The organism is Criblamydia sequanensis CRIB-18 (genome assembly GCF_000750955.1).
GTDB classification, from domain to species: Bacteria; Chlamydiota; Chlamydiia; order Chlamydiales; family Criblamydiaceae; genus Criblamydia; species Criblamydia sequanensis.
The window spans coordinates 22,973-47,604 of sequence record NZ_CCEJ010000009.1 but is presented as its reverse complement, the minus strand read 5'-3'; the positions used below and the strand labels follow the sequence as shown (position 1 = coordinate 47,604).

Here is a 24,632-nt window from a genome sequence, read left to right as displayed (position 1 = left end):
ACAGTTATCGAAGTGTTTAAATCGCAATCCATTTATGTCAGCAAAAAATGACAATCATAAACACGATTAAATAGGGATAAATCTTTCAAATTCCTTGGAGATGTAGTGATAGGTTTGCTCAGGCAAAACCGATTCAGAGAATTTAAGCATCAAAGAAAAGATGTTTAAAAATAAGGAAAACTTAGCTTCGAGTCTTCTTAGCGCTTCACGAAAATCTTTGTTTTGCCAAGCACCCGGCTGATAGAATCCTTTAAGAGTCGATAGGGTTACAAGATACTCATTTGAGCGATTCATAAAAATTTCTAATTCCACTTTTAATAATTTTTTCTCTTTAAGCGATAAAGCACTCTCCGACTCTAAAAAATGATTTAAATAAATCTCCGGCCTAGCAGAATAAAAAAATTGTGTGAAGTTATTAGGGTCGGGCAAATCACTCAGCCAGCGGCTAAAAGTAGCTTTCAAAAAAGAAGGCATCATATTATCAGGCTCGATTGCTAAAGTTTCAGGAAGAATGGAAAGAAACAGCTTTGCTTGAAAATGATCGTCGAGCGTTTGAAGAGGGTTTTTTAAAAATTCGATAAAATCTTTTTCATTTTTTTTGTGTTTGAACCAAGGAAATGAAGATAAAAGCAATGCATAGTGAGAAGACAAAATCTTAATCTCACGTTCGCTTAAAAGAGTTGCCGTTTCGTTTGGGATTGAGGGGGTATTTCTTATATCGACTAAAGGGGGTGGTTCGGGTTCGGGCTCTTTTTTCCATTCAAAGACCCTTCCAAAAAGCTGACCCCAAGACCCATAGGGGGTTGAAATTTCTGAAGTTTTCGGCGGAGAGTCATTTCCTAGTGCTTCCATAAAAAGAACCGTAAGGGAAAACTAAATATCAATCACCTTTCATAAGCTAATATCAGAGCTCTTGCAACATTAGATATAGATAGGTCTTTTTCATTTTTTAGAATATGGGCCAGTTTCAAACCCTCGTCCCTTTTTCCAAGCATAAAGAGGGCTTTCGTCAAGTTAAGAAGCGTTGGGCCATGATCGGCTTCTATCTTTAGGGCTTGGTCTAAAGCTCGAATGGCTTCTTTTGCGTGGCCAAGCTGCAGATGGAGAGCGCCGAGGGTTTGTGAATTATAAGGGTTATCCGGTTCTAGGACTACTAATGCCTCAAAAAAAGGAAGGGCAATGTCATACTTCCCTTGTTTAATATAGGCGTAAGCGGCATTTTGAATATCTTCAATTTGCTCTTCATTCCACTTAAGCTTTTCAAGCCAATTAATGCGACTCATCATTATCCTTGAAGAAATTGCCCGATACGACCTGTAATAAACCTTAACATTGAATTAAGCTTATCGACCTCTTTTAAACAAGCTTGAATTGCGTGTTTCTCTCTTTTTTCTTCAGAATTGCTTACAGGAATATTTTCAATAAGCTCTTCTAGTTCTTCCTGTTCATCGAACGTTCCAAGCGAGGGGGCAATACGCCAGAAAGCAAAAGAGGACCTTCTTGCGTTACGGAATTTTTTTGGGGGGAAGAAATAAGCCCAAGGGTTTATGAAAGGAACGACCCCAAGCAACAGATCTATTTCAGTAAGAAGGGGTTGGAAGGTTGGAACTACAGTATGCGTTGTGACTGCTGCCGCTTGGTCTAGTCGATATTGACGATTAATATCCTCGACAAGTTTGGTACGGAGAGCGTAAAGATTGTAAACGTTTAAGTCATAATTATCTATGGTTGTAGCCATGAGTTTTCACCTAGTTCCTATAGTCTAGTTATATTTTAACATCCTTGACAATTTGATGTAAAAATAATGTTATTTTTCTAACTGAAAGAACTTAAATAGTATTTATCTTAATAAAATCTTTATTTTAATAGTATAATCATCTAAACTTCCCTAAAAAAACGTCTTAATCCTTTCAATTGATAAAATTATGAATCCTAGTGAACACATCCCCGTTTTAAAAGAACTTATCTTAAAAGCCTTTGAAGATTTGGAAATTTCTTCTTTTATTGACGCGACTTTAGGGGCCGGGGGACATGCCTCTCTTTTACTTAACCGACATCCTGAAATTAAAAAGTACTATGGGCTGGACCAAGACCCGGAAGCCATCGCTCTCGCATCCGCCCATCTTTCTAAGTGGCAGGATAAAGTTGAAATCCTGAAAGGAAACTTTGAAATTTCACTTTTTGAACTTGAAAAAACTCATAAGGGTCAAATTGACGGTATTTTAATGGATCTTGGCGTGTCTTCTATGCAGCTTGACCGCAGGGAAAAAGGTTTTAGTTTTAGATTTGAAGGCCCGCTAGACATGAGGATGAATCCCGAAGAGTCTTTGACAGCTTTTGAAATTGTAAATACCTATGATGTAAAGGAGCTAACCCGCATCTTTAAGATTTACGGGGAAGAGCCAAAAGCCTTTCAAGCCGCTAAAGCCATTTGTAAAGCAAGAAATGAAAAACCGATTGCCACAACAAAAGACCTTGCCGACTTGATTGAAAAAGCCCTTGGAAAAAATTATAAGAAATTGCATTTGCATCCGGCGACCCTCATTTTCCAAGCTTTAAGGCTTGTCGTAAACCGCGAACTAGAAGTCCTTGAAAAGGCTTTGCCTTTAGCTTTAAGTCTTTTAAAGCCTAAGGGAAGACTCGCCGTCATATCCTTTCATAGCCTAGAAGATAGAATAGTGAAGCAGTTTTTTCAACAAGAAGCTTTAGATAAAGAAAGAACTTCCGGGCTATCCGGTCTTTTTATCGATAAAGATCCAACTATAAAAATTCTTTCAAGAAAACCCCTTATTGCAGATGATGAGGAAATCAAATTGAACCCGAGGAGCCGAAGCGCAAAACTTCGGGTGATAGAGAAAATCTAGCGGGTAGAAAAAATTCGAAGCGGTATGCGGCAAGTTATCCTTTCTTTAAAATTCCTCATATGGGTTACTATAAGCTGCTTTTTTGCTTATAGACTCATTGATCAAAATAATCATGTCACTGCCATCCGAAAAGAAATTCCAAAAAAATTGAGCTACTTAAACAAACTAAAAGAAAGCAATAGCGAGCTGCAATATGTTATTGAGCAGCAAGAAAATCCAATCAGGCTAATGGAACTTTCTCGTGAAAAACAATTTAAACATTTAAAATTTCCAAAAAGAGGAGAAGTTGTTTTCCTGAATAAAAAGAAAACTTCTTAAAAGTCTTAAGTTTGGAAATGGCAAAAAAAAATAATCGCTTAACCGGATCTCTTCGCAAAAGAGTTGTTTTTTTAGCTTCGGCAATCTTTGTTTTGCTCTCCCTTCTCATCTTGCAGTTTTATAGGCTTCAAATCATTCAGGGCGAATTTTGGACAAAAAAAGCCGATCTGCAGCATTATTTTTTCGTAAACGAACCTTTTCGAAGAGGCCGCTTTTTTTCCTGTTTTCACGAGTATAAAAAAGGGATAAAGGATTCTTTGCAGCTTGTTGTGGACATCCAAAAACAGCATCTTTATGCGGATCCGGTATCTATCCCTCAAGATCATAAAAAGGAACTTGCTAAAATCTTAGCAGATAAGCTTAAGCTTAAAAAACAGAAGTTAGAGCAAGAGCTTCATCTAAAGTCCAGAAGCCGTCTTCTGATGATGTGGATGTCTGAAGAAGAAAAGCAAGATTTTCTTGTATGGTGGAGATCTTTTGCCAAGGCTCGAAAAATTCCTCTCAACGCTCTATTTTTTGTTAATGACTATCAAAGATCCTACCCTTATGGAAAGCTTCTTGGACAAGTTCTCCACACTATACAACCAAGAAAGGATGAAAAATCAAAGCAAGCCATACCAACTGGCGGGCTTGAGCTTTATTTTGATGAACTCTTAAGGGGAAAAGCCGGAAAACGAAAAATGATGCGCTCTCCTAAACACTCTTTTGAGATGGGAGAGGTGATTGAAGAGCCTATTCATGGCGCTGATATTTATTTGACCATCGATCCTTGCTTGCAAGCTATCTGTGAAGAAGAAATTGAGGCGGGCGTAAAAAAAGCCGGGGCTAAATCCGGCTGGGCCGTTATGATGAACCCAGAAAACGGGGAAATTTTAGCGATGGCTCAATACCCTTTTTTTGAGCCTAGCAAGATTCAGGATTATTTTTCTGATGCGAGCAAACAAGACATCGCAAAAGTAAAATCTGTTACAGACGCCAATGAACCCGGGTCTGTGATGAAGCCTATCACTTGCGCTATAGCTTTAATGGCAAATGAAGAACTGAGAAGGAGAAAAGAGCCTCCTATATTTGACCCAAAAGAGAAAGTAGCTGTTGAAAATGGAGATTTTCCGGGAAGAGTTAAGCCCATCAAGGATACTAAGCCTATGAAATGGCTGAATATGGAAATGGCTCTTCAAAAGTCTTCAAATATTTACATGGGCAGAATTATTGAAAGAGTTATTCAAAGACTTGGCGATAAGTGGTATCGGAAAGTTCTTCAAGAATGTTTCGGTTTTGGAAAAAAGACCGGTATAGAGCTGCCCGGTGAAAGTCCCGGAAGGTTGCCAAGCATTGGGAAATTGCATCCTAACGGCAAGCTTGAGTGGTCTTTACCAACTCCTTTTTCTTTAGCTATAGGGCATAATGTGCAAGCCAATTCTATTCAGCTGCTACAAGCCCTATCGATGATTGCAAACGGCGGTTATAAAATAGAGCCGACGCTTGTAAGAAAAGCTATTAGAACCGATGCTAGCGGCAGGACTGAAATCCTAATAAACGGAAGAAAAAGCGATAAACCTAAGACAAGGGTGCTTCCTAAATCGTTAACCGAAACTGTGGTCCAAGGTCTAAAATATGTCACGAAACCGGGAGGCGGAGGTTTTAGAGCCGATATCGCAGGTTTTACAGAAGCTGGAAAAACAGCCACAGCTAATAAAATTGTTAATGGGCAGTACTCAAAAGAAAAATTTTGCTCAAGTTTTATTGGATTTACACCCGCTGTTAACCCTGTTTTTTCGCTTTTAATCACAATCGATGAACCCTCTACCGCTTATGTGCCGGGAGTTGGCCATCTCTATTACGGAGGAATTTCTGCCGCCCCTATTTTTAGAGCGATAGGAGAGAGAGCCTTGGAATATCTTGGAATTCAACCGGACGACCCCCATGATCTTCTTAAAAACTCAGAAAATTTTGATAAAGACAAGTTGGATTGGATGAAAGAAGTGAAACGGTTGCAAGAAATAATGCAAAAATGGAATAACTAACGAGAACGAAAATTAAACGCATTAATTAAAATAATAATTTAAAAACTAGGTAGTAAAACGTGAAGCTTAAAAAGCTGATTCAAGACCTTCCGGAAATTACTTTAAAGGGGCCTAAAGAAATTGAAATAACAGGGATCTCCGCAAATTCAAAATTAGTGGCTCCCGGCAATTTATATATTGCCAAAAAAGGTAAAACACATGACGGCGGAGAATTTATCCAAGAAGCCTTGCAAGCCGGAGCTAATGCCATTTTATCCGATTTATATGATCCCGGAATAAAAGATGTCCCTCAGCTTGTTGTTAAAGATATAAACAGCGTAGAAGCAAAACTGTTAAAAACTTTCTACCACCATCCCTCTCATGAACTTTTGATGATCGGGGTAACCGGCACAAGCGGTAAAACGACCGTTTCCTATATGTTAAAACATGTTTTAGAGCATTTCATAGGGCCTGCCGGAATAATCGGCACCATTGAATATCAATTCGGGGATGTTAGGCATACAGCGACCCACTCAACGCCCGATATTGAAAGAAACTATAAAATGCTTAGGGAAATGGCCGATATGAAAATGTCTCTTTGCATTATGGAAGTGACCTCGCACGCCTTATCCCAAGGCAGAGTTGAGGGAATAGATTTTGATGCCGCCCTTTTTACTAACTTAACTCCGGAACATTTAGACTATCACTTGAATATGGAAGCTTATGCAGATTCCAAATGCAAGCTTTTTAAAAGCCTCGATAAAAAAGCCGCTCCTAAAAAAAATGGCAAATCCAAAATTGCCATCATAAATAAAGACAGTCCTTATTTTACAAAAATGTGCGAAGCAAGTTCAGTTCCGATTTTAAGCTACGGATTAAAAGAGGCTGATATCACAGCCGAAAACATTGATTTGGGGTCTTCCAAAACTCATTTTTTTGTAAGGTATAAAGACTTTCTAGAGCCCTGCACGCTTCCTTTTGCAGGTCTTCATAATGTTTACAATGCCCTATCTGTAATAGCGCTTGCCTTAAGTTTTGGATTTCCCTTAAAAGAAATTGTCGAAAGATTAAGAGGAACCCCCCCGGTTCCCGGAAGGCTTGAAAAAGTAAAAAATAAATCCGGCGTTCATGTTTACATCGATTATGCCCATAAACCGGATGCCCTCGAAAATATTTTGCGTTCATTAAAAATGATGCCTCATTCTAAACTCATCACGGTATTTGGATGCGGAGGGGATAGGGATCGTTTAAAAAGATCTGTGATGGGCAGCATAAGTGAAAGCTTTTCAGATTTTACAATTGTTACTTCTGACAATCCAAGAACAGAAAAACCGGAAGACATTATTTCTGAAATTGTGAAAGGTTTTAAAAGCTCTTCTTCTTATCAAATTGTGATGGATAGAAAAGAAGCTATTTTTACTTCTTTAAAGATGGCATCAAAAAATGATATTGTTTTAATAGCCGGCAAAGGGCATGAAGCGTACCAGGTGTTTTCCCATCAGACTGTTCCTTTTGATGATCGACTTGTCGTTAATGAATTTTTTGCTATGCACGAATCTTAAAGATGATTGACGGACAACAATGGTTTCCATGACATTTAGATTTCTTTTATTTTATATTCTCCCATGCTTTATTTTTTCCTGTTCTAAAGCGACTTATGTAGCCAACGAGGAACCTCTTTCCCGTCCATGCGTTCGTCCGACAGAAGAAATCGCTATGGTTACAGCGGTTAAGTCTTTAAGAACAAGACTTGCCTCGCCCCTAATTGTCATTGATGCAGGGCATGGCGGAAAGGATAATGGGACCGAATCAAAAAAAGGGCCTAAATTTTATGAGAAACATCTCACTTTAACGACCGCTGAATTTCTTGAAGCTTATCTTAAAAAAATGGGTTTTAGAACAGCGATGACAAGAAAAGACGACCTGTACCTTGAACTTAAAGAAAGAGCTGAGTTTGCAAATGCAAGAAAGCCGGCTCTTTTTGTAAGCGTCCATTATAATTCAGCCCCTAACAGGCAAGCTGAAGGGGTGGAAGTTTACTACTATAACGACAGTGATGATAAGAAAAGAAGCCAGAGCTCCAAAGACCTTGCAAAAGCCATCTTAGATGCCGTCTTAGTTGAGACCAAGGCGAAATCAAGGGGAATTAAAGAAGGGAATTTTGCTGTCATTCGCGAGACGACAATGCCAGCCATTATTATCGAAGGGGGATTTATGACAAACGAAGGGGAAATGAGCCGAATCCGAGATAAGAATTATATGAGCGGTTTAGCTAAAGGGATTGCTCAAGGAATAAATGAATATCTCTATAAATCAAAATGATTGTCCACGGCGCGACTTGAACGCGCGACCTGTTGCTTAGGAGGCAACCGCTCTATCCACTGAGCTACGTGAACTTAAAGACATTTAAGTTTACTCATTTCTTTTCTTTCGCTCAAGCGGATTTTATTTGATAAAAAGATGTCTAAAAAGTTAGTTCAGTGATTGAAAAGAGAGTAAAAATCTTTTTGTTTGTCTGCCAAATTTTTTTTTATTTTTTTTAAAGACTCTTTGTCGGTTTCTTTTATTTCGATAAACGCGCTATAAAGCGGTTCTAATTCCTTAACGAGAGCGGCTTTAAACGCAGCTAGTTTTTCTCTCTTTTTTTTGATGGTACTTTTAAGCTCAGCTTCTTTGTAAATAAGGGAATCTTTATCTTCAAGCTCATCCGGTAAAAGTTCTGTTTCAAAATCTTTTCTTTCTTTGTTCCATTTGTTGAGAGCGTTATCTTTATTTTGTGTTTGAGCTATCTTCAATTTCCTTTTTTCGATTTTTTGAATCAAACGCAATTTGTAATTTATAGAATTAAGCTCCTCTTGCAAAAAAGAAGCTTCTTTTTGGATCTTTTGATACGTATGAAAAGCTTCTTCAAGCTCCGGGTTTTGTTCAAATTTTTCTTTTAAACCCTTTTCAAAAGCCGATTTCCTCAAGGTTTCTTTTCTTTCAAAATCCGGATCAAACAAGCTTTGTTCATGGATTTCAAATAAGGCCTTATACTTTTCCCGAAGCTCTTTTTTTACTTTTTTTAATGACTGAAAATCCTCACCTTGATCCTTGAGACTGTCTAACTCTTCCCCAAATCGCTTTTCCACATCTCTTTTAATTTCATCAATATTTAATTTATGAGTCTCAATAACCTTTAGCGACTCTTCTAAAAGGCTCAGTTCCTGTTTTGCTTCTTCAATCGAGCTAAGCCTTCTTTGAAAATCATTTAAGGTAACTTTTAGCATTTTGGTCTTTTCAATCAGCTTGATGTTTAAAGGCGTTTTTCTAAGCTTTTCTTCGAGCGTTTCAAGCATTTTTTTTTCGTTGCATAATAGTTTTTTAAGACCCTGCTCTTGAAGGCAAAGAGATTTTAATTCCTCAACTCGTTTTGAATTATTTTTTATTTTTAAAAGCTCTTTCTGAAGGGATTTATAAAGCTCTATTTGAGTGAGAATCTCAGGAAACTCTTTTATTTTTTTAAGCAAGGGCGCTTCCGCTTCTTTTTTAAACGCATCATACTCTGATTCAATAGCATTTGAAATAAGAGTTTCAAGCAATTCCTTTGAAAAATTGCCATTAATGGTTCCAAAATCCTTAACCGCATAAAAGAAATTTCTAGAGAGGATAATAATATGAATGAGAGTATTTTGAAAAAAGGCCGGTAATTTATTTAAAACAAACGTTTTTTCAAATTGACGTTTCAAAACCTTTCGACTTTCACTTGGGGTATTATTCCTTGCAAATTCCGAGACTAGGAGTAATTGATCATAGGAGAGATTTGGGTTTTTTAGGATAAAATCGTGAATCTCTTTTGCAGAGGACATAAGGCTCTTGTCGTGGGTAGTCTCCAAGATATTATTTTTTAGGTCTACAACAAGTCGTTTTTTATTTTCGGAAGTTGAGGATGATTTAGGGTAAGGTTTAAAAAAGGAGGGAGGTTTTTTAAAGGCTTCGAACTCACCGCCGCTCATAAAAGCTTACTCTTTTTTAAGTTAAATCTAATTCATTATAACACAAAAAAATATTTATATAAATTAATTTATTTTTATAAAAAAAACGTTAGTTTTTAATAAAAAAGTTTACTAAATAACAATAAAACTTCTTCTGCAATATCTCTTCATTTTTTGCAAAAAATAAGCTATGCTCAGGTTTAAAAAGAAATAGGGAAAAATATGAGTCAAGAAGATGCGGATATTGGCGTTATTTGCCTTGCCATTATGGGTCAAAACTTAGTCCTCAACATGGATGAAAAAGGCTACAAGGTGGCGGTCTTTAATAGGACTGTCTCTAAAGTGGATGATTTCATAGGAGGTACAGCTCAAGGGACAAAAGTCATTGGCACCCATTCTTTAAAAGAATTTGTTTCAAAATTAAAAAAGCCAAGACGCATTCTCATGATGGTAAAAGCCGGGAAGGCGGTCGATGAGTTGATTGAAGAATTACTCCCCTTTTTGGATAAAGGAGATATCTTAATCGATGGAGGCAATAGCTTATTTACAGATACAGTCAGGAGGACCCAGGAACTTGATAAAAAAGGGATTCTTTATATAGGTACAGGAATATCCGGCGGGGAAGAGGGAGCAAGGCATGGCCCTTCCATTATGCCGGGGGGCAATCCTAAAGCTTGGCCTAGTGTAAAGCCGATATTTCAAGATATTGCGGCAAAAGTTAACGGAAATGAACCTTGTTGCGATTGGGTAGGTGATGAAGGAGCCGGCCACTACGTAAAGATGGTGCATAACGGCATTGAATATGGCGACATCCAGCTTATTTCCGAGGCCTACTCCCTTTTGAAGAAGGGTTTAAATCTCTCTTCTGAAGAGCTCCATGAGATTTTCAGCCGATGGAATAAAGAGGAACTAGACAGCTATCTTATTGAAATCACAAGCCATGTCTTTAAAACTAACGATACGGATGGAAAGCCATTAGTGGATAAAATCCTGGATGTAGCAGGTCAAAAAGGAACCGGAAAATGGACTGTCATTAATGCTCTCGAACTTGGAGTTCCCTTAACTCTTATCGGAGAAGCTGTTTTTGCAAGATTTCTCTCCTCTTTAAAAGAAGAGAGAGTGGAAGCTTCTAAAAAGTTAAATGGACCAAGAGGTAAACCTTACTTAAAAGATAAACAACAGTTTATTGAGGCCATTAAATACGCTCTTTATGCTTCAAAAATCGTAAGTTATGCCCAAGGGTTTTCTTTAATGCGGGAAGCAGCTAACGCGTATCACTGGAAACTTAACTACGGGGCGGTAGCTTTAATGTGGCGAGGCGGCTGCATTATTAGAAGTGTGTTTCTAGGTAACATCAAAGAGGCTTTTACCAAAAATAAAGACTTGCAAAACCTTCTTATGGACGATTTTTTTAGAAAGGAAATGGATAGGTCCCAGGAATCTTTAAGACAAGTAGTTTCAGAAGCCGCTCTCCTTGGAATTCCGATTCCTTGCTTTAGTTCAGCGCTTTCCTACTATGACGGGTATCGAAGCGAAAACCTTCCGGCAAATCTTATTCAAGCCCTGCGTGATTATTTTGGCGGTCACACTTATGAGAGAATCGACAAGCCAAGGGGGGAGTTTTTTCATACAGATTGGGCAGGCACAGGTGGAATAGTAAGTTCTGGATCTTATAACGTTTAAGATTAATCTACGTTAATTTCCAAATAGCCGAAGGGATTTAATATAAGCCTGCCAAGGAATGTCCCTAAAATTCGCTCTTTTAGGGTCTTTCTTTTAGGTTCGTCCATCTTATTGGGGACGGTGAGTTTTTTAATAGCAAGGGCATGCACCTCGTCTTTTTTAGCTTGAAGGACAAGCTTAGTCAAAGCCGTTTTTATCTCCGGTTCTTCAAATAATTCTTTTAAATGATTGTTGATTTTCATATTAAAATAAGATTTTCCCAAGTTAAAAAACAATTATATTTAAAGATATAATTAATATCAAATAAAATTTCTATAAAGTAATTAAAAGGAAAATAGATTATATTTCTTGTTCTTTTTATTTTTTTATTAATACATAGACATAATTTATACATAAGACGAGGTTTTGTATGGTTCATCGCGTGAGTTCTTTAGATTATAATTGGGTCCAAGAAAGCCAAAGAATAGAGAAGGAATCGGGAAAGGAAAGCTTGGTCGTAAGCGTCTTTAATTCCATGATCTCAGAATTTAAAAAAACTGAAAGAGCGATAGCTTTATACCGGGAAAATGCGCTGAACCAAAAAAAAGAATTTAAGTGTTGTCAATTGAATGCTTTTTTTAATTTATGCGTCACCCATCTAAACACTGAAAAAAATGAGGAAAACCTCGAGGATCTTGCAGACTCTCACCATAGAATGATCTTTGCTTTGGGTGAGGCGAAAGAAAACTGGCAAGTCAATAAAATCTTTAACTTTTCAAAAATTGTTTTTTTTGAAGCTTTAAAGGAGTTTGATTTTGAGGATCTTGACGAACTTGAAACTAATTGCGATCCAAGTCTTTACGAGTTTAAGCGTGTGATCCAAGAAGTCAAGGAAGAGAAAATTAGGGAAATAAAAAGACTTGATGGCAGTCATGAAGAAGAGTCTTTACTAGAGAACATCACGCAATGCTTTAAAAGTCTTTTTACCTTTTGTATCTAAACTTAAGTTTCTTTAAGCCTTGTTCTTCTTGAATCCTTAAACTCTTGAATCTTTAAAACGACCTCATCTGAGGTTAAATCGGAGGTGTCTATGACAAAGGCGTCCTCCGCTTGCTTTAAAGGAGAGATTTCGCGCGTTGAGTCATAGTGGTCCCGGCTATTGATTTCCTCAAGAACCTTTTCTAGAGTCAGATCTTTATATTCGCTTGGATATTTGTTTATTATTTCTTCATAGCGTCTTCTTGCGCGTACTTCAGGTCTTCCTGTTAAGAAAACTTTGATATCTGCTTTTGGAAATACAACCGTTCCCATATCCCTTCCCTCAAACACGGCATTAACCCCTTCGGATAACTCATGTTGAAGCGAAACAAGTTTTTCTCTGACGTCTTTATTTGCGGAAACTTGAGAGACGAATTGAGTTACTTTTTCGCCTCTGATTTTATCGGTGATATCTTCATTTTCAAAAAAATACCTTCTTTCCCCATGCTTGATCTTAATGTCTAGGATAAAAGAGTTAAGAAAAGCTTTAAGCGCTTCTTTGTCTGCAAGAGAGACATTATGTTTAAGCAAACCATAAGTCAGGGTTCGATACATAGCTCCGGTATCGAAATATATGTATCCAATAGCCCTAGCAAGTTTTTTAGCAATCGTGCTTTTACCTGTAGCTATGGGTCCATCAATTGTTATAATCATAATGAGTTTCCATTAAATATAAAAAGTTGCATCCAGATATATAGGATGGGTAAAGGAAAAATTAGCGAATCTATGATATCAAGAAACCCTCCAAGGCCTGGTAATTGGCTTGAATCTTTTACGGCGGCATCGCGTTTAAGTAAAGATTCTGAAAGGTCGCTGATTTGGCTGAAAATGCACAAAAGCGCTCCCAAGATAAGGCTTCCGAAAAAGCTAAGCGAAAAAGGAATGTTTAAAAGCTTTATCAAAAATAGAAATAAGACGCTTGATGCAAGCGAGGCACTAAACCCGATGATGGCTCCTTCCCAAGTTTTTTTAGGGCTGATAAGCGGTGACAGCTTGGTTTTGCCAAAATTTTTCCCGCCAAAATAGGCGGCAATGTCTGTCATTTTGACAACCGTCAAAAGATAAAGAAGCCAAGCTCTGCCCTCTTCACCAAATAATTTTGATTGGTAAAGAATTAAAAGGATCAAGCTTAAAGGCAGGGCGATGTAAATAAATCCAAAGACAGTTGCTGAAAGATTTTGTATAGGATCTTTCCCTTCAAAAAAGAAATATAAAAAGCCAAGAATGAATGAAGTCAATAAAACAACCCAGGGAAGAGCTTGCAGGAAAGGGTACCTATAGGCAAGAAATAAAGACATCATAAAACCTAAAGTACAGGCTTTAGCTAGAGCGGATAGCGGTTTCATTCCTTTTTTTTCGGCAAGTTTAAAAAACTCATCTAAAGAGACTATGGCAATGATAGCCATAATCAAGACAAATATCGGTTCAAAATAAGGTTTCGTTGAAAAAAAAAGAGCGGCAAGAGTGATTGGAAGCGCTAGGGCGCTTGTGATAAATCTTTCTTTTAGATTGTTTTTTTCGCTCATAATGAGAACTCTTTATTTGCCAAGCCTTCTAATTCGGCTTTGGTAGCTTTTTATCGCTTGAAGAAGATGATAAGGTGTATAATCGGGCCAATAAACATCTTCAACATAAATTTCAGTATAAGAGAGCTGCCAGATTAAAAAATTACTGATTCTCATTTCACCGCTTGTTCTGATTAATAAATCCGGGTCTTTCCAAGAAGTTGTGTCTAAATAGCGCGAAATTAGGGATTCTGAAATATCTTTTGAGGAGAAAGAGCCCTGATTCATATCTTCTGCCATTTTCTTAAAAGCTCTAACAATCTCATCGCGGCCCCCGTAATTGATGGCCAAAACAAGGTCGATGGATTGGCAAGAGGCGGTCATTTTTTCTGTCTCAGAAATGGTTTGATATACCTCGTCTGTTACTTTTGAAAGATCTCCAATTGTTTTTAGACGTATTTGAGAATCCAGCATCGTCTGTCGTCTATCTATGAGATAGGTCTGTAAAAGCCACATTAAAGCGTCTACTTCTTCCTTAGGCCGGTTCCAATTCTCAGTTGAAAAGACATAAAAAGTGAGTGTTTTAACTCCAAGCTCTTTAGCAGCTTTTACAATCTCAATAACGGTATCCGCGCCGGCATGGTGACCTTTAGAAGGGTTAAATTCTTGAAGATGCGCCCATCTTCTATTGCCATCCGGAATTAAAGCAATGTGCTTAGGTATATGGTTGAGATCAATCCCGTTTAAATCATCACATGAAAAAATGGCTCGATCCTCATTTTTTAATGAGGCTTCCAAACAGTTTGCTTTAAGTAGAGCGGCATTCATTAACCTGGAACCTTATCCTTAATCTGTTTTCAAAACTTCCATGAAGGCATTTTGGGGGATGCTTACTTTGCCAATTTCTTTCATGCGCTTTTTACCTTTCTTTTGCTTTTCCCATAGTTTTCTTTTTCGGGAAATATCTCCACCATAGCATTTAGCAGTCACGTTTTTAGACAAGGCATTGATGGTTTCCCGGCCAATGATCTTGCCGCCGATGGCTGCTTGAATTGGAATTTTAAAAAGCTGTCTTGGAATAACTTCTTTAAGTTTTGCGCAAATGCTTCTTCCCTTGGCTTCAGCTTTGCTTCGATGAACAAGACAAGAAAACGCATCTACCGGCTCATCATTAACTTTGATTTCAAGTTTGATGATGTCGCTTTCACGGTAGTTATCGAATTCATAATCAAAAGACCCGTAGCCGCGAGTCATGGATTTTAATTTGTCATTAAAATCGGTAATAATTTCATTTAGAGGCAACTTGTAGGTCAATAAAAGCCGATCCATGCTGAGGGTATCGGTTTTTTCCAGGCTTCCTCTTTTATCCATGCAAAGATTCATGATTGTTCCAAGGAATTCGCTTGGGATCATGACATGGCAAACCACCCAAGGTTCTTCTATTGACTCAATAGTTGAGGGGTCAGGGTAATGGGCGGGGCTATCAATATCAACTACTTGACCGTCATTAATCAGGCATTTATAGACGACGCTTGGAGCGGTTGAAATGATATCAAGGTCAAATTCCCTTTGCAGCCTCTCAAAGACAATTTCAAGGTGGAGAAGCCCTAAAAATCCGCAGCGGTACCCAAACCCTAAAGCCATGCTGCTTTCTTGCTCAATATGAAGCGCCGAATCATTTAGCTGTAATTTGGCAAGCGCATCTCGAAGGGCTTCAAAATCAGAGGAATCCACCGGATAAATGCCGGCAAAGACAACAGGTGAAATGTGTTTAAAGCCAGGCAGTGGCAAAGGCGCCGGATTTTTTTGAGAGGTGACGGTGTCGCCTATTTTAATATCCTGTGTATTTTTAATATTTGCGATTAAGTAGCCGACCTCACCCGGTTTTAAGCTATCGGTCGGTTTTTCAGAAGGTGTGAAAATTCCGACTTCTTGAACTTCATAATTTTTATTTGTCGCCATCATTTTAATGAGAGAGCCTTTTCTGACCTCGCCGCTCATAACCCTGACATAAACCATGACCCCTTGATAATTGTCATAGTGGGAGTCAAAGATAAGAGCTCTTAAAAGATCATCTTCAGGCTCTTTTGGCGGGGGCATATTAGTTACGATGCGCTCTAAAATATCGGCAATCCCAACGCCTGTTTTTGCAGAGCAAGCAATCGCACCTGATGCGTCTATTCCGACCACTTCTTCGATTTGCTGTCTTACAGACTCAGGGTCTGCTGCCGGAAGGTCGATTTTGTTAAGAACCGGAACGATTTCTAAGTCTCTATCGATAGCAAGATGCACATTTGCAAGCGTCTGCGCTTGCACTCCTTGCGCTGCATCTACAACAAGAAGGGCTCCTTCGCAAGCTGAAAGGGATCTTGAAACCTCATAGGAAAAATCAACGTGCCCCGGGGTATCGATAAAATTGATTTGATAGGTTTGTCCGTCTTTTGCCTCATAAGCCATGGTGACAGGGTGAGCTTTAATGGTGATGCCTCGCTCTCTTTCAAGATCCATATCATCGAGGAGCTGCTCTTGCATATCACGTTCAGCCACCGTTTTAGTAAGTTCGAGAAGCCTATCCGCTATTGTCGACTTGCCGTGATCGATATGGGCAATGATTGAAAAATTTCGAATATGTTTGAGGCTATATTGTTTTGTCATTGTAATTCATTTTTTTAAGGCAGTTATCAAGAAATCTATACAAATTAAGTTTTTAGACAGTTTTTTAAATAAGCATTATGCAAGGTAGGAGTATACTCGGTTTTTTATAATGAAAGCAACCCTGCTCTCGTAATTTTTACCTATTGAGATCTTAAACTTTATCAATAAATTTAAATTTTAATTCACTTCCTTTAAATTTTTCTAATAAGCAAATAAAACAGCCCTCTTCAATCCAAAGAGAGACCTCTTCCCTAAGACATTCATTTGACACGCTAAAAAAGTGTGAATCAAGAATTCTATTTTCAATTTCCCACTTTAAGTTTTTTGTAGTCACCGTAGGTTTTGAAAGAAGTGGTAGAAGCGAAATAAGCTGGCCTTTTTGAACGTTCAGCTGAATGGGGCGGTTGACAGCAAAAACAAATTCATTATCTGTAAGAAAAAAAATTTTTAAAGGGTGCCTTGCCGCTAAAATAAGGTTTGTCAAACCATGCCGGCTCAAGCCTCCAAGGCCGCCATAGATAAAAATTTCTTCAAAGCCTCGTTTTTCAACCTCATTGATCGCAATTTCAAGATCGGTTAAATCCTTATCCCTTGAGAAAAAAAGGGCGCGGCTTTTCTCTAAATCCTGCACTCTTTTCGAGGAATCGAAATCTCCGACAGCAAGGTCGGGGAGGACCCCGATTTCAAAACAGAAGTCAAGACCGCTGTCTGCTGCCACAACAAAAGAATAGTTTTCGATTTCGTGTCTAAGTTCTTCCTTCTCAAAATGGTTAATAGGAGCGCCGGCTAAAATTAAGGCTTTTTTTTTCATAGAAGATCCTTATTTTTAGGAGAATGTTTACCCAATTGGCAAAAAAAATTAAAGGTAAGAACTTTGTTTTTGAAAATAAAAGCTTGAGAAAAAAGTGCGGCCAAGATGACTCGAACATCCACCGGGTTGCCCCGACTAGAACCTGAATCTAGCGCGTCTACCAGTTCCGCCATGGCCGCAAGTGATTGAGAAACTGAAAGAAATATACCTTAAGTTAAGCTTTTGGTAAATAAAATGTTGTCGTGATAGGTAAACTATTTTTGATATACTGATTTTTAAAAAAAAATTATAAATATCACTAAAATAGGTTTTTTATTTTTTTGGAAAGTTAAGCTATTATAGTAGGTAAAAAAATAGTTAGTTTAATTTTTTCTATTCGAAGTAAAATGCCTCTATCCTAATTTCTAGGAATTGAGTATTACTAACCTTTTGGAAACGATATGGTATGATTGAAGATCTGGAAGTTGATTTTAGCACTTTTATTAAGGGCTTTATTCTCGCTATTAATTTAATCTTTCCTATAGGGGTTCAAAACTTATACGTTTTAAGACAGGGCTTGCTTGGAAGACACGTGTTTGCAACAGCTTTAGTCTGTTCGCTATCAGATGTTTTTTTAATTTGGATAGGCGGAACCGGAATTGGGATGGCTTTGGATGGTTATCCTAACGTAAAGCGATGGGTCATGTATCTCGCTTCTTTTTTTCTTGTCTACTATGGATTTCACTGCTTGTATCGAGCTTGGAAAGGAAAAGTTACGGCAGAATCCTTAGAGGGCGAAGAAGGGGTTGCAAGCTTGCAAAGATCGATTTTAACAGCTCTTGGCTTCAGTCTTTTAAATCCGCAAGGAATTTTAGAGACGACTATCGTTATTGGGGGCTATGCTGCGGCGATCCAGGATTACTCCCAAAAGTTTTCATTTCTTATAGGCGCAACAGTAGCATCGATTGTCTGGTTTTTTTCTCTTGGCTATGGAGCTAAATTTTTAAGGCCTCTTTTTAAAAGCCATAAAGCATCTCGCGTTCTTGATATTGTGGTCGCCTGTTTTGTGTTTTATATTGCCTATAAATTGTCTCAGCAAGAAGTGCCTTTCTTTATGTAGTTCAAGAATAAAGCTTTTGATTAAAAATTATGGTTTACGAAAAAACTGCCTTTTTAAATGATCATAAAGAAGAGCTAATGGCTCTTGCTAAAATGAATGCCCCTTTCCTTTTTTTTGATTTTGATGGCACTCTTACACCTATTGTTGCGACACCTGATCTTGCGTTTTTAAGCGAGCATCGGAAAAAGATACTGTCTGACATTAAAATGAAAATGCCAATTGCGATAGTAAGCGGACGAAATTTGATAGACTTGAAAGAGAGGGTCGGGGTTGAAGGCATCTATTATGTTGGGAGCCATGGCCTTGAAATTGAAACTCCTGAAGGTGAGCTTTTTCAAATTCCAATCCCAAGATTGGCTCAAGAAGAGTATATGGAAGTAACTTCAGTACTTCAAAAAAAAATATCCCCGCTTCCCGGAATATTTATCGAGAACAAGCATTTTTGTTTTGCCGTTCACTATAGGCTTGCGGATGTTGAGGTGGAAAAAAAGGCTTTAGAACTAGTTTTTAACTCCCTATCTAAAACAAAATATCTTAGCTTGCAGCATGGAAAACGCGTAGTTGAGGTAAAGCCCAACGTAGATTGGCATAAAGGATCTGCTGTTCTTTGGATTTTGGAAAGAGAAGATTCTAAAAAAAAGATAGAACCGCTTGTTTTTTATTTTGGGGATGATGCAACAGATGAAAATGCTTTTAAAACATTAGATGGAAAAGCGGTTACTGTTTGTGTGATGAACCCTTTACGAAAAACAAATGCGGGCTATTTTTTAAATGATGTAGAAGAGGTCTATAGCTTTATCGCTTCACTAGACTTTCTATAGAAATCGCTTTGAGGGAAAAAATGAGCTTTTTTTGCGTAAATTTTTTGATAATTTTGAAAACATATGAGAGCATATGATTAAAAATTAGCAAAAAAGATGTAAAAAGTGCCATTTTAACAATCAAATGGAATTTCAAAAAAGTCTTTTTTAGCTCATCTAGATAGGAGCTTTTATGCAGGCTTTACCAAAAGAGGGCCTCTTTTCTAATACCGATTTGTATATTGCAAAAGAAGAGAACTTTCAAACGAGTAGTTCTATTTCAATTAGACCGGATAATAGAGCAGCTTCTGGATCTTCAACAAAACCATTGTCTCTAAAGCCTGAGAGCAAAGATGCTATCAATAAAAAGGTTGCACATCAAGCAAACGTCGCTTTAAAACTTGAAAGATGCTGCAAAGCAAGAAGGGATGAGTGCGAGCATGCTCTTAGCTTAATTAAGTCTAGGCTTTTTTCACTTGCTCCCGGTTGGATGAAATCAATAAAGATTTCTATCTCAGATTTTATTTTAATCGAAATTCAAAGTCAGCTTCCAAAAATTTATAAAAACCTTCCTTTGAAAGAAATTAAATTAACCCATGAACTGAAGCAATTAAGGGGTAAAGTTGCCATTATTCATTTTTTTTTAACGGGCATTGATTATAGAATAAGTGGCAATACCCATTCTCTTTTTTTCTTAACTAAGGAAGATTTTTTTATTACCTTAGTTCATATTTTTGATGAAACCATTGTTAAATTAAAAGATGCCTTGATTGAAAAAGACCCTTATGTTGAAAAATTTTTTCTTTCAAACAAGGGGAAAGAGCTAGAAGCACAAGTTTTAAGAATAATGGATCAATTTACCTTCCTTTCGGGGCTCATCAAAAAAAAATCTGATAGTGTGATGAAGATTCTTCTTAGCGCCCCTGCTAATTTGGATGACTCTCTAGAGCCTGAACCTAAAAGAACGGTTACAGATTGGCTTAATTGCGCTAAATCTTTTTTAGTTCATTTAAAGATAGCCATAAAAGAAGTATTTCCGGGAGAAGACGAGGCTATTCTAGGCATTTCCTCGGCAATCAAGTATGTTGATCATTATTTAAAAAAAACAATTCAACCTAAAGATATAAAACTTTTACAAACTTTGATTTATAACAATACCGCACATACTCTTGCCTTGTGCGAAGAAGCGTCGGAAAAAGAAAGAGAAGACCAGCAGAAATCAGAGGTGTTATCCAGCCTGAATAATCTGACACGATTTGAAAAAATGAAGCATCAAATTGAAGTGGCAAAACCTAATATTTATTCATTTACCTTAAGCGGGATTGAATCCATGAATCATGCTCTCGTCATGGCATTAGAGGTTCTAGTAAGAGAGACAAAAGGGTGCGTAGAAGTTAAAGCCAAGGAAAATTTTTTTTTAACAATAAGTCTCATTTTGGAAAAACTAAAGCAGGAAGCCCTAGGAGATGAAAGAGAGGATCTTCATGCGATTGAAATGGCTCTTAGGAGTTATAAAAAATTAAAAAACGAGGATGTCCTCTATCTTTATTTTGGGTCGCTGCATTTGATTGAAGAAATGGAAGTCTTTATTGAAAACATGTCTTTTACAAGAGTTCAAATTTTTAGAAAGATCCTAGAGGAAATTCAAATTCGAGAAGATAAAGGGGCAAGGTTAACGCTAGATATTTTTTTATATCAACTTAAAACGATGGAAGAATTCTTTGAAAGCTTATCGTCGCTTGCGGCTTCAGTAACCTATCTTAGAAGAAAAATGCTCTACTTGATAGAAGAGAAGAGAGCTCAAGAAAAACCCGTTAAAAAGAAAGGTAAATCGAAACCTGCTTTTAAGAAAAAAACACAGCAGAGAAAACAGCAAAAAAATCCGGATTCCAAAGCTAAAAAAATTGAGAAGAAAACGTCTTCTCAAGTTTCCTTAACACAGAATTCCTTGCCGGTTAACGAGCCGATTGATGAAAAAAAGTTGGAAGGGGAGCGTTCTCTTCCTATAGAAAAGCCTTTTTTTGAAGAGGAAGAAAGCGGTGGAGAATCCAAAGAGGCGATAGAAAAGACACTTATTGCAAAAAAAATAGAGTTATTTCAATCGGATTGGCAAGCTAAAGGCGGGATAAAAGAGCCAAGGTCCAAAAAAAGGTCTGAAAACAGAGAAAACTTTAGAAATGTCTCTTCCAAAGAACTTCTCAAAGAGCTAATAAAAGCCGGTTGGGAGCGAAAAAAAAGCATTGGCGGTCATGCGCAATTTGTTTTGCCAGGTAGAAGTGACCTTGGAAGGGTAACAGTGCCTATTAATAATAAAAGAGATGGATTACCCATAAAGACTGTTCAAAATGTGAAAAATAGCATTAAAATGGGGGTATCGAATAATTAAGCTTGGGCGCACTTTTTTGGAGGGATTATGGAACTTTGGCTCGACGGTGTTGAAATTGATCTTATAAAAAAAATTGATCAGATGGGGATTCTAAAAGGAGTGACAACGAATCCCACGCTTTTGGCCTCAGAAAATCCGATGCAAATCATTGATGAGCTTTTGTCCATTCAGAAAGGGCCTGTTGCGATTCAGGTTCTAGGGGACACTAAAGTAGAAATGATTGAGCAAGCTCTTTTTTTAAATAAAATCTCTAGTCGGATTTTACCCAAAATTCCTGTTTTGCCGGAAGGGATAATGGCAATGAAGGAGCTGCAAGAGAAGAACCTTGATTTTTTAGCGACAGCTGTTATCTCATTTAGGCAAGCTTTTCTAGCATTTCAAGCGGGTGTCCCTTGCGTCGCAGCTTATCTCGGCAGGTTCTCGGATGAGGGAAAAGACCCTTCGCAGCTTCTTGAATTCATGGTAAAGATGAAAAAGAATTATGGTTTTAAAACACGCATTATGGCAGCCGGCATTAGATCGCTTGATCATCTTTATAAGGGCACTGAATTTGGTATTGAATCGGCCACTCTTCCAAAGACAGTTTTTCAACAGCTTCTGACTACCCCGGACTCTGTTAGCTTGGCTTTGCAAAAATTTCAATCGGATTGGCAAGAGTCCAAGAACTTCCTCTTTGAGAGGGGAGAAAGCCCTATGCGGGAAGGGCTTGCATCCGCATAATAGTTTTAGCCAGTTTTTTCCAATTTTTCCAATCCGCTTGTAAACCTTTTTTCAAAGACTTTAATTCCCTTTTTAATGAAATAAGGTATTCTCTTGATTCTTTTTCTTTCTTGGCTTTCTTGTAGAGGTTTTTTAGATTCTGCACTTCTCCAAGCTTAGAAAGAACTTTTTCCGATGTTTCAAGTACTGCTTTTTCAAGGTCTTCTCTTTTGACGTACCAACATTTTTTGAGTTGTTCAAGAAGCAGGGATTTTCTTTCATTTACCATTCTTTTTTGGATAGAAGCTTTGTCAATTCGTCTTAAATTATAAGTAAGGCCAACTAAGCTTAGGCCATAAATAAGCCATTTTGTCGGGTCAAAATGATACCATCGAATGCCATTTCTATAGTCATTTGCAAATGTGTGATGATAGTTATGGTACCCTTCCCCAAAGGTCAGCAAAGAAATGACATAGTTATTAACGGCAGATTGCTCTTGAGAAAAAGGTTTGTCTCCCCAAGTGTGGGCAAGGGAGTTAATGAACCAGGTAAAGTGATGAAGACAAAACATTCTTAACCAAAGCGATATCACAAAGGCTCCTAAATAATCTTCAAAAAGCCAGCCGACTGCGAAGAAAGCAATGGCGTTTGTCACGATCATTAAAGGGATCTGGAACTTATGTTGGAACATCACTAAGGGGTTTTGGAGAAGATCGCCTACAACCTTAGGCTCTATTTCTTTAGGTTTTTCAAAAAGCCAAAGAAAATGCGCGTACCAAAATCCTTTTTCAATTGAGTAAGGGTCATTCGGCGTATCCACGTGAGCGTGATGGATCCTATGGTCGAAAGACCATCTTAAAGCGCTTCCTTGAACCGCCATGGATCCGAAGAAAAGAAGAATTATTTCGATAGGGCGGTACGTTTTATAAGCTTTATGGGAAAAATATCTATGATAGCCGGCTGTTATGGCAAGGCCGCTTAGGTAAAGCAAGACCGTCATCGCTAAAACGACACCAATGCCGGGAGGATGATAATACAAATAAAAGGGAAGCGATAGGAGAAGAATCGATTGATAAATGACAATGAAAAGAGCAGGAACCCAGTTTACGCCTCTAGAGATGTCAAGATGTTTAAAACTCATGGGATGCCTTTTTGTAAGGTTAATGCAGGAGGTTTAACAAATATCTTAAAAAACCATCATGCAAAAGATGCCAATCTAAAATCAAGATAATCTTGATCCTTGAAATTAAGTTTAACCCCTTGAATTAAGGGCTACCTAAAAATATTCAACACTGGGTACAAAATATTGCCTTTATTTTTATTAATAATCAAGTCTTTTTTTAACTTTTTCCTTGGATCCTCTTGCGCTTTTAACATTAGTTCTCTAATTTATTAAATTATTTACTTTATGAAAAAATGGCTGCGATTTGCTCTTTTCAACTCTATTTGTCAATTTTAATAGGATTTTTCATCCTCACGGCTTGCCAACCTGTAAAGTATAATCTTGAAAGAGAATTTCCAACCGATATTCCTGATTCTTTTGTTTATGAATCCGATGCAGATCCAAAAGTTCCAATAGAAGGTCCTTGGTGGACTCCTTTTGGAAGAGAAGATCTTGATGAACTTATGAATACGGTTTTAGAAAATAACCTGGATCTCAAATCGGCATGGGCAAGAATTTATGCGGCGCATGCCGAAGTTTTAATGGCAAGGGCAAATAAAAAACCTGAAATAAATTTAGGAGTCGGAATCGAACTGGAATGGAATCCTGTTGGAACAGACGACAGCGGTGTTGGACTTGGGGGATTAATCAATCCGACCTTTGCTTATGAATACGATCTTTATGGCAGGCTTGATTCCCTGGTAAGATCAGCCTTCCATAGTTATCAGTTTTCCTATTATGACCAAGAGAGTACTTCCCTAATTTTAACAGGCACAGCCTTTGATCTTTTTGTTGAAATAATCAAATATAATGAGTTGATGGGCCTATCCTTTGAGCAGGAAAAAATAAGCGGCAGGCTTCTTGATCTTTTAAGGCTTAGGTTTATGATTGGCGAGACGACAGCGCTTGATGTAAACTTGCAGAAACTGCAACTAAAAAGCTTGGATTTAAGAAAAATTGAGCAGGAAAGCTCTCTTGATCAAAGCTATATTGCCTTAAGCGTTCTTCTTGGCAAAAATCCGGATAGGAATTATTTTTTATCGAAATCCCTCCCCTTACTTTTACCTCCTAAGCCTTATCTTGAGAACCCAATCGATCTTTTATTCAATAGACCTGATATTAAAAGCGCCTATGAAGACTTTTTAGCATCCGGTTTTGATCTAAAAGCTGCTATTTTGAACTGCTATCCGAGACTTGTAGTTCCAATATCTCTGGAGATTGCAATTGGCGGTCTTAGCAACGTTATCGATGAAGCGCTTGTTGAAGCCGCAATCACCTTGATCGGCCCCCTTTATGACGGGGGGCGAAGGCGTTCTCAGGTTAGAAAACAAAGGGCCATTATAGAAGATAAGCTTAACAGGTTAGGGGCCCAATTTTTAAAAGCGATTAACGAGGTTGAAAAAGCTCTTGTAGAGGAAAGGGAAGCAACCTTTTTGATCGAGACTATAAAAGAACAAATAGAACAAGCAGGCCGGATTTTAAGTATGGCGGAAGAGAGTTATTCAATTGGAATAGTGGATTATTTGACAGTCATTGATGCTATCCAAAGCTTGCAAGCTTTAGAAAGATTATTAGTCGAAAAACAAGCCGATTTGATGATAGCAAGAGGCAAGCTCTATCGCTCGCTTGGAATGAAATGTTTTTAAAAAGAGAAGA

Annotated in this window: 23 protein-coding genes and 2 tRNA genes; 12 read left to right on the top strand and 13 right to left on the bottom strand. The window is 37.8% G+C overall.

Going from position 1 to position 24,632, the window contains the following annotated elements:
* Positions 1-66 precede the first annotated feature (66 nt).
* The 3 genes from CSEC_RS09480 to CSEC_RS09470 are packed head-to-tail and all read right to left on the bottom strand — an operon-like array spanning position 67 to position 1,738.
* Positions 67-852, bottom strand: a complete 786-nt coding sequence (locus CSEC_RS09480) for a hypothetical protein (protein ID WP_041018229.1) — start codon at positions 850-852, stop codon at positions 67-69.
* Between the two features lie 32 nt (positions 853-884).
* Positions 885-1,283 (bottom strand): tetratricopeptide repeat protein, encoded by a 399-nt coding sequence (locus tag CSEC_RS09475; RefSeq protein WP_041018228.1) that lies wholly within the window; start codon positions 1,281-1,283, stop codon positions 885-887.
* A gap of 2 nt (positions 1,284-1,285) precedes the next feature.
* Positions 1,286-1,738: a DUF5399 family protein gene (locus tag CSEC_RS09470; RefSeq protein ID WP_041018227.1), complete on the bottom strand. Its 453-nt coding sequence runs from the start codon at positions 1,736-1,738 to the stop codon at positions 1,286-1,288.
* 187 nt (positions 1,739-1,925) lie between these two features.
* Here CSEC_RS09470 and rsmH point away from each other — a divergent pair, with 187 nt between their 5' ends.
* From rsmH to CSEC_RS09445, 5 genes are read left to right on the top strand one after another with little or no spacing between them, the layout of a single operon-like run.
* On the top strand, positions 1,926-2,864 hold the full coding sequence (rsmH, locus tag CSEC_RS09465; RefSeq protein WP_041018226.1) for a 16S rRNA (cytosine(1402)-N(4))-methyltransferase RsmH: 939 nt from the start codon (positions 1,926-1,928) through the stop codon (positions 2,862-2,864).
* A 24-nt stretch (positions 2,865-2,888) separates the two neighbouring features.
* Positions 2,889-3,182, top strand: a complete 294-nt coding sequence (locus tag CSEC_RS09460; RefSeq protein WP_041018225.1) for a hypothetical protein — start codon at positions 2,889-2,891, stop codon at positions 3,180-3,182.
* A 17-nt stretch (positions 3,183-3,199) separates the two neighbouring features.
* Positions 3,200-5,206 (top strand): peptidoglycan D,D-transpeptidase FtsI family protein, encoded by a 2,007-nt coding sequence (locus CSEC_RS09455; RefSeq protein ID WP_041018224.1) that lies wholly within the window; start codon positions 3,200-3,202, stop codon positions 5,204-5,206.
* A gap of 59 nt (positions 5,207-5,265) precedes the next feature.
* The gene (locus tag CSEC_RS09450) at positions 5,266-6,747 is read left to right on the top strand and encodes a UDP-N-acetylmuramoyl-L-alanyl-D-glutamate--2,6-diaminopimelate ligase (RefSeq protein ID WP_041018223.1); all 1,482 of its coding nucleotides are present in this window, start codon (positions 5,266-5,268) and stop codon (positions 6,745-6,747) included.
* A 28-nt stretch (positions 6,748-6,775) separates the two neighbouring features.
* Positions 6,776-7,507, top strand: coding sequence for an N-acetylmuramoyl-L-alanine amidase family protein (locus tag CSEC_RS09445; RefSeq protein ID WP_237559235.1), 732 nt, complete (start codon positions 6,776-6,778; stop codon positions 7,505-7,507).
* Between the two features lies 1 nt (position 7,508).
* Here CSEC_RS09445 and CSEC_RS09440 read toward each other — a convergent pair.
* Both CSEC_RS09440 and CSEC_RS09435 read right to left on the bottom strand, forming a co-directional pair.
* Positions 7,509-7,581: transfer RNA gene (locus CSEC_RS09440), tRNA-Arg, on the bottom strand.
* Between the two features lie 81 nt (positions 7,582-7,662).
* Complete coding sequence (locus CSEC_RS09435; RefSeq protein ID WP_041018221.1) at positions 7,663-9,180, bottom strand: hypothetical protein; 1,518 nt, start codon at positions 9,178-9,180, stop codon at positions 7,663-7,665.
* A 201-nt stretch (positions 9,181-9,381) separates the two neighbouring features.
* Here CSEC_RS09435 and gnd point away from each other — a divergent pair, with 201 nt between their 5' ends.
* On the top strand, positions 9,382-10,842 hold the full coding sequence (gnd, locus tag CSEC_RS09430; protein ID WP_041018220.1) for a decarboxylating NADP(+)-dependent phosphogluconate dehydrogenase: 1,461 nt from the start codon (positions 9,382-9,384) through the stop codon (positions 10,840-10,842).
* Between the two features lie 2 nt (positions 10,843-10,844).
* Here gnd and CSEC_RS09425 read toward each other — a convergent pair whose 3' ends face one another.
* Positions 10,845-11,084, bottom strand: a complete 240-nt coding sequence (locus tag CSEC_RS09425; RefSeq protein WP_041018219.1) for a hypothetical protein — start codon at positions 11,082-11,084, stop codon at positions 10,845-10,847.
* A 167-nt stretch (positions 11,085-11,251) separates the two neighbouring features.
* On the opposite strand from CSEC_RS09425, the gene CSEC_RS09415 reads away from it, so the two are divergent.
* On the top strand, positions 11,252-11,821 hold the full coding sequence (locus CSEC_RS09415) for a hypothetical protein (RefSeq protein WP_041018217.1): 570 nt from the start codon (positions 11,252-11,254) through the stop codon (positions 11,819-11,821).
* A gap of 2 nt (positions 11,822-11,823) precedes the next feature.
* Here the strand turns inward: CSEC_RS09415 and cmk are convergent, their stop codons facing one another.
* The 6 genes from cmk to CSEC_RS09385 all read right to left on the bottom strand — a co-directional run bounded on the left by cmk (position 11,824) and on the right by CSEC_RS09385 (position 17,009).
* Complete coding sequence (cmk, locus tag CSEC_RS09410) at positions 11,824-12,513, bottom strand: (d)CMP kinase (RefSeq protein ID WP_041018216.1); 690 nt, start codon at positions 12,511-12,513, stop codon at positions 11,824-11,826.
* Complete coding sequence (locus CSEC_RS09405; protein WP_041018215.1) at positions 12,510-13,385, bottom strand: phosphatidate cytidylyltransferase; 876 nt, start codon at positions 13,383-13,385, stop codon at positions 12,510-12,512. Before CSEC_RS09405 ends, cmk begins: the two co-directional genes overlap by 4 nt.
* 12 nt (positions 13,386-13,397) lie before the next feature.
* Positions 13,398-14,192, bottom strand: a complete 795-nt coding sequence (gene uppS / locus CSEC_RS09400; protein ID WP_041018214.1) for a polyprenyl diphosphate synthase — start codon at positions 14,190-14,192, stop codon at positions 13,398-13,400.
* Positions 14,193-14,210: 18 nt separating this feature from the next.
* Complete coding sequence (gene lepA / locus CSEC_RS09395; RefSeq protein ID WP_041018213.1) at positions 14,211-16,019, bottom strand: translation elongation factor 4; 1,809 nt, start codon at positions 16,017-16,019, stop codon at positions 14,211-14,213.
* 151 nt (positions 16,020-16,170) lie between these two features.
* Positions 16,171-16,830, bottom strand: a complete 660-nt coding sequence (locus CSEC_RS12810; RefSeq protein ID WP_053331975.1) for a thiamine diphosphokinase — start codon at positions 16,828-16,830, stop codon at positions 16,171-16,173.
* A 95-nt stretch (positions 16,831-16,925) separates the two neighbouring features.
* Positions 16,926-17,009, bottom strand: a tRNA-Leu gene (locus CSEC_RS09385).
* A gap of 266 nt (positions 17,010-17,275) precedes the next feature.
* Between CSEC_RS09385 and CSEC_RS09380 the strand changes: the two genes are divergently transcribed.
* From CSEC_RS09380 to CSEC_RS09365, 4 genes are all read left to right on the top strand, one after another.
* Positions 17,276-17,929 carry a LysE/ArgO family amino acid transporter gene (locus CSEC_RS09380; protein WP_053331974.1) on the top strand — a complete coding sequence of 218 codons (654 nt, stop codon included), beginning with the start codon at positions 17,276-17,278 and terminating at the stop codon, positions 17,927-17,929.
* A 29-nt stretch (positions 17,930-17,958) separates the two neighbouring features.
* Positions 17,959-18,750 (top strand): trehalose-phosphatase, encoded by a 792-nt coding sequence (gene otsB / locus CSEC_RS09375; RefSeq protein ID WP_053331973.1) that lies wholly within the window; start codon positions 17,959-17,961, stop codon positions 18,748-18,750.
* 172 nt (positions 18,751-18,922) lie between these two features.
* Positions 18,923-21,115 (top strand): type II toxin-antitoxin system HicA family toxin, encoded by a 2,193-nt coding sequence (locus tag CSEC_RS09370; protein WP_041018212.1) that lies wholly within the window; start codon positions 18,923-18,925, stop codon positions 21,113-21,115.
* Between the two features lie 27 nt (positions 21,116-21,142).
* Complete coding sequence (locus CSEC_RS09365; RefSeq protein ID WP_041018211.1) at positions 21,143-21,835, top strand: transaldolase family protein; 693 nt, start codon at positions 21,143-21,145, stop codon at positions 21,833-21,835.
* Here CSEC_RS09365 and CSEC_RS09360 read toward each other — a convergent pair.
* Entirely contained in the window at positions 21,807-22,955 is a 1,149-nt protein-coding gene (locus tag CSEC_RS09360) for a fatty acid desaturase (protein WP_053331972.1), read from the bottom strand. The genes CSEC_RS09365 and CSEC_RS09360 overlap by 29 nt on opposite strands.
* A gap of 275 nt (positions 22,956-23,230) precedes the next feature.
* Between CSEC_RS09360 and CSEC_RS09355 the strand changes: the two genes are divergently transcribed.
* Positions 23,231-24,622: a TolC family protein gene (locus tag CSEC_RS09355; protein ID WP_041018210.1), complete on the top strand. Its 1,392-nt coding sequence runs from the start codon at positions 23,231-23,233 to the stop codon at positions 24,620-24,622.
* Positions 24,623-24,632 lie beyond the last annotated feature (10 nt).

Coding starts and splice junctions, on each gene's coding strand:
- CSEC_RS09480 (WP_041018229.1), bottom strand. CDS start 852: ATGGAAGCACTAGGAAATGACTCTCCGCCGAAAACTTCAGAAATTTCA.
- CSEC_RS09475 (WP_041018228.1), bottom strand. CDS start 1,283: ATGAGTCGCATTAATTGGCTTGAAAAGCTTAAGTGGAATGAAGAGCAA.
- CSEC_RS09470 (WP_041018227.1), bottom strand. CDS start 1,738: ATGGCTACAACCATAGATAATTATGACTTAAACGTTTACAATCTTTAC.
- rsmH (WP_041018226.1), top strand. CDS start 1,926: ATGAATCCTAGTGAACACATCCCCGTTTTAAAAGAACTTATCTTAAAA.
- CSEC_RS09460 (WP_041018225.1), top strand. CDS start 2,889: ATGCGGCAAGTTATCCTTTCTTTAAAATTCCTCATATGGGTTACTATA.
- CSEC_RS09455 (WP_041018224.1), top strand. CDS start 3,200: ATGGCAAAAAAAAATAATCGCTTAACCGGATCTCTTCGCAAAAGAGTT.
- CSEC_RS09445 (WP_237559235.1), top strand. CDS start 6,776: ATGACATTTAGATTTCTTTTATTTTATATTCTCCCATGCTTTATTTTT.
- CSEC_RS09435 (WP_041018221.1), bottom strand. CDS start 9,180: ATGAGCGGCGGTGAGTTCGAAGCCTTTAAAAAACCTCCCTCCTTTTTT.
- gnd (WP_041018220.1), top strand. CDS start 9,382: ATGAGTCAAGAAGATGCGGATATTGGCGTTATTTGCCTTGCCATTATG.
- CSEC_RS09425 (WP_041018219.1), bottom strand. CDS start 11,084: ATGAAAATCAACAATCATTTAAAAGAATTATTTGAAGAACCGGAGATA.
- CSEC_RS09415 (WP_041018217.1), top strand. CDS start 11,252: ATGGTTCATCGCGTGAGTTCTTTAGATTATAATTGGGTCCAAGAAAGC.
- cmk (WP_041018216.1), bottom strand. CDS start 12,513: ATGATTATAACAATTGATGGACCCATAGCTACAGGTAAAAGCACGATT.
- CSEC_RS09405 (WP_041018215.1), bottom strand. CDS start 13,385: ATGAGCGAAAAAAACAATCTAAAAGAAAGATTTATCACAAGCGCCCTA.
- uppS (WP_041018214.1), bottom strand. CDS start 14,192: ATGAATGCCGCTCTACTTAAAGCAAACTGTTTGGAAGCCTCATTAAAA.
- lepA (WP_041018213.1), bottom strand. CDS start 16,019: ATGACAAAACAATATAGCCTCAAACATATTCGAAATTTTTCAATCATT.
- CSEC_RS12810 (WP_053331975.1), bottom strand. CDS start 16,830: ATGAAAAAAAAAGCCTTAATTTTAGCCGGCGCTCCTATTAACCATTTT.
- CSEC_RS09380 (WP_053331974.1), top strand. CDS start 17,276: ATGATTGAAGATCTGGAAGTTGATTTTAGCACTTTTATTAAGGGCTTT.
- otsB (WP_053331973.1), top strand. CDS start 17,959: ATGGTTTACGAAAAAACTGCCTTTTTAAATGATCATAAAGAAGAGCTA.
- CSEC_RS09370 (WP_041018212.1), top strand. CDS start 18,923: ATGCAGGCTTTACCAAAAGAGGGCCTCTTTTCTAATACCGATTTGTAT.
- CSEC_RS09365 (WP_041018211.1), top strand. CDS start 21,143: ATGGAACTTTGGCTCGACGGTGTTGAAATTGATCTTATAAAAAAAATT.
- CSEC_RS09360 (WP_053331972.1), bottom strand. CDS start 22,955: ATGAGTTTTAAACATCTTGACATCTCTAGAGGCGTAAACTGGGTTCCT.
- CSEC_RS09355 (WP_041018210.1), top strand. CDS start 23,231: ATGGCTGCGATTTGCTCTTTTCAACTCTATTTGTCAATTTTAATAGGA.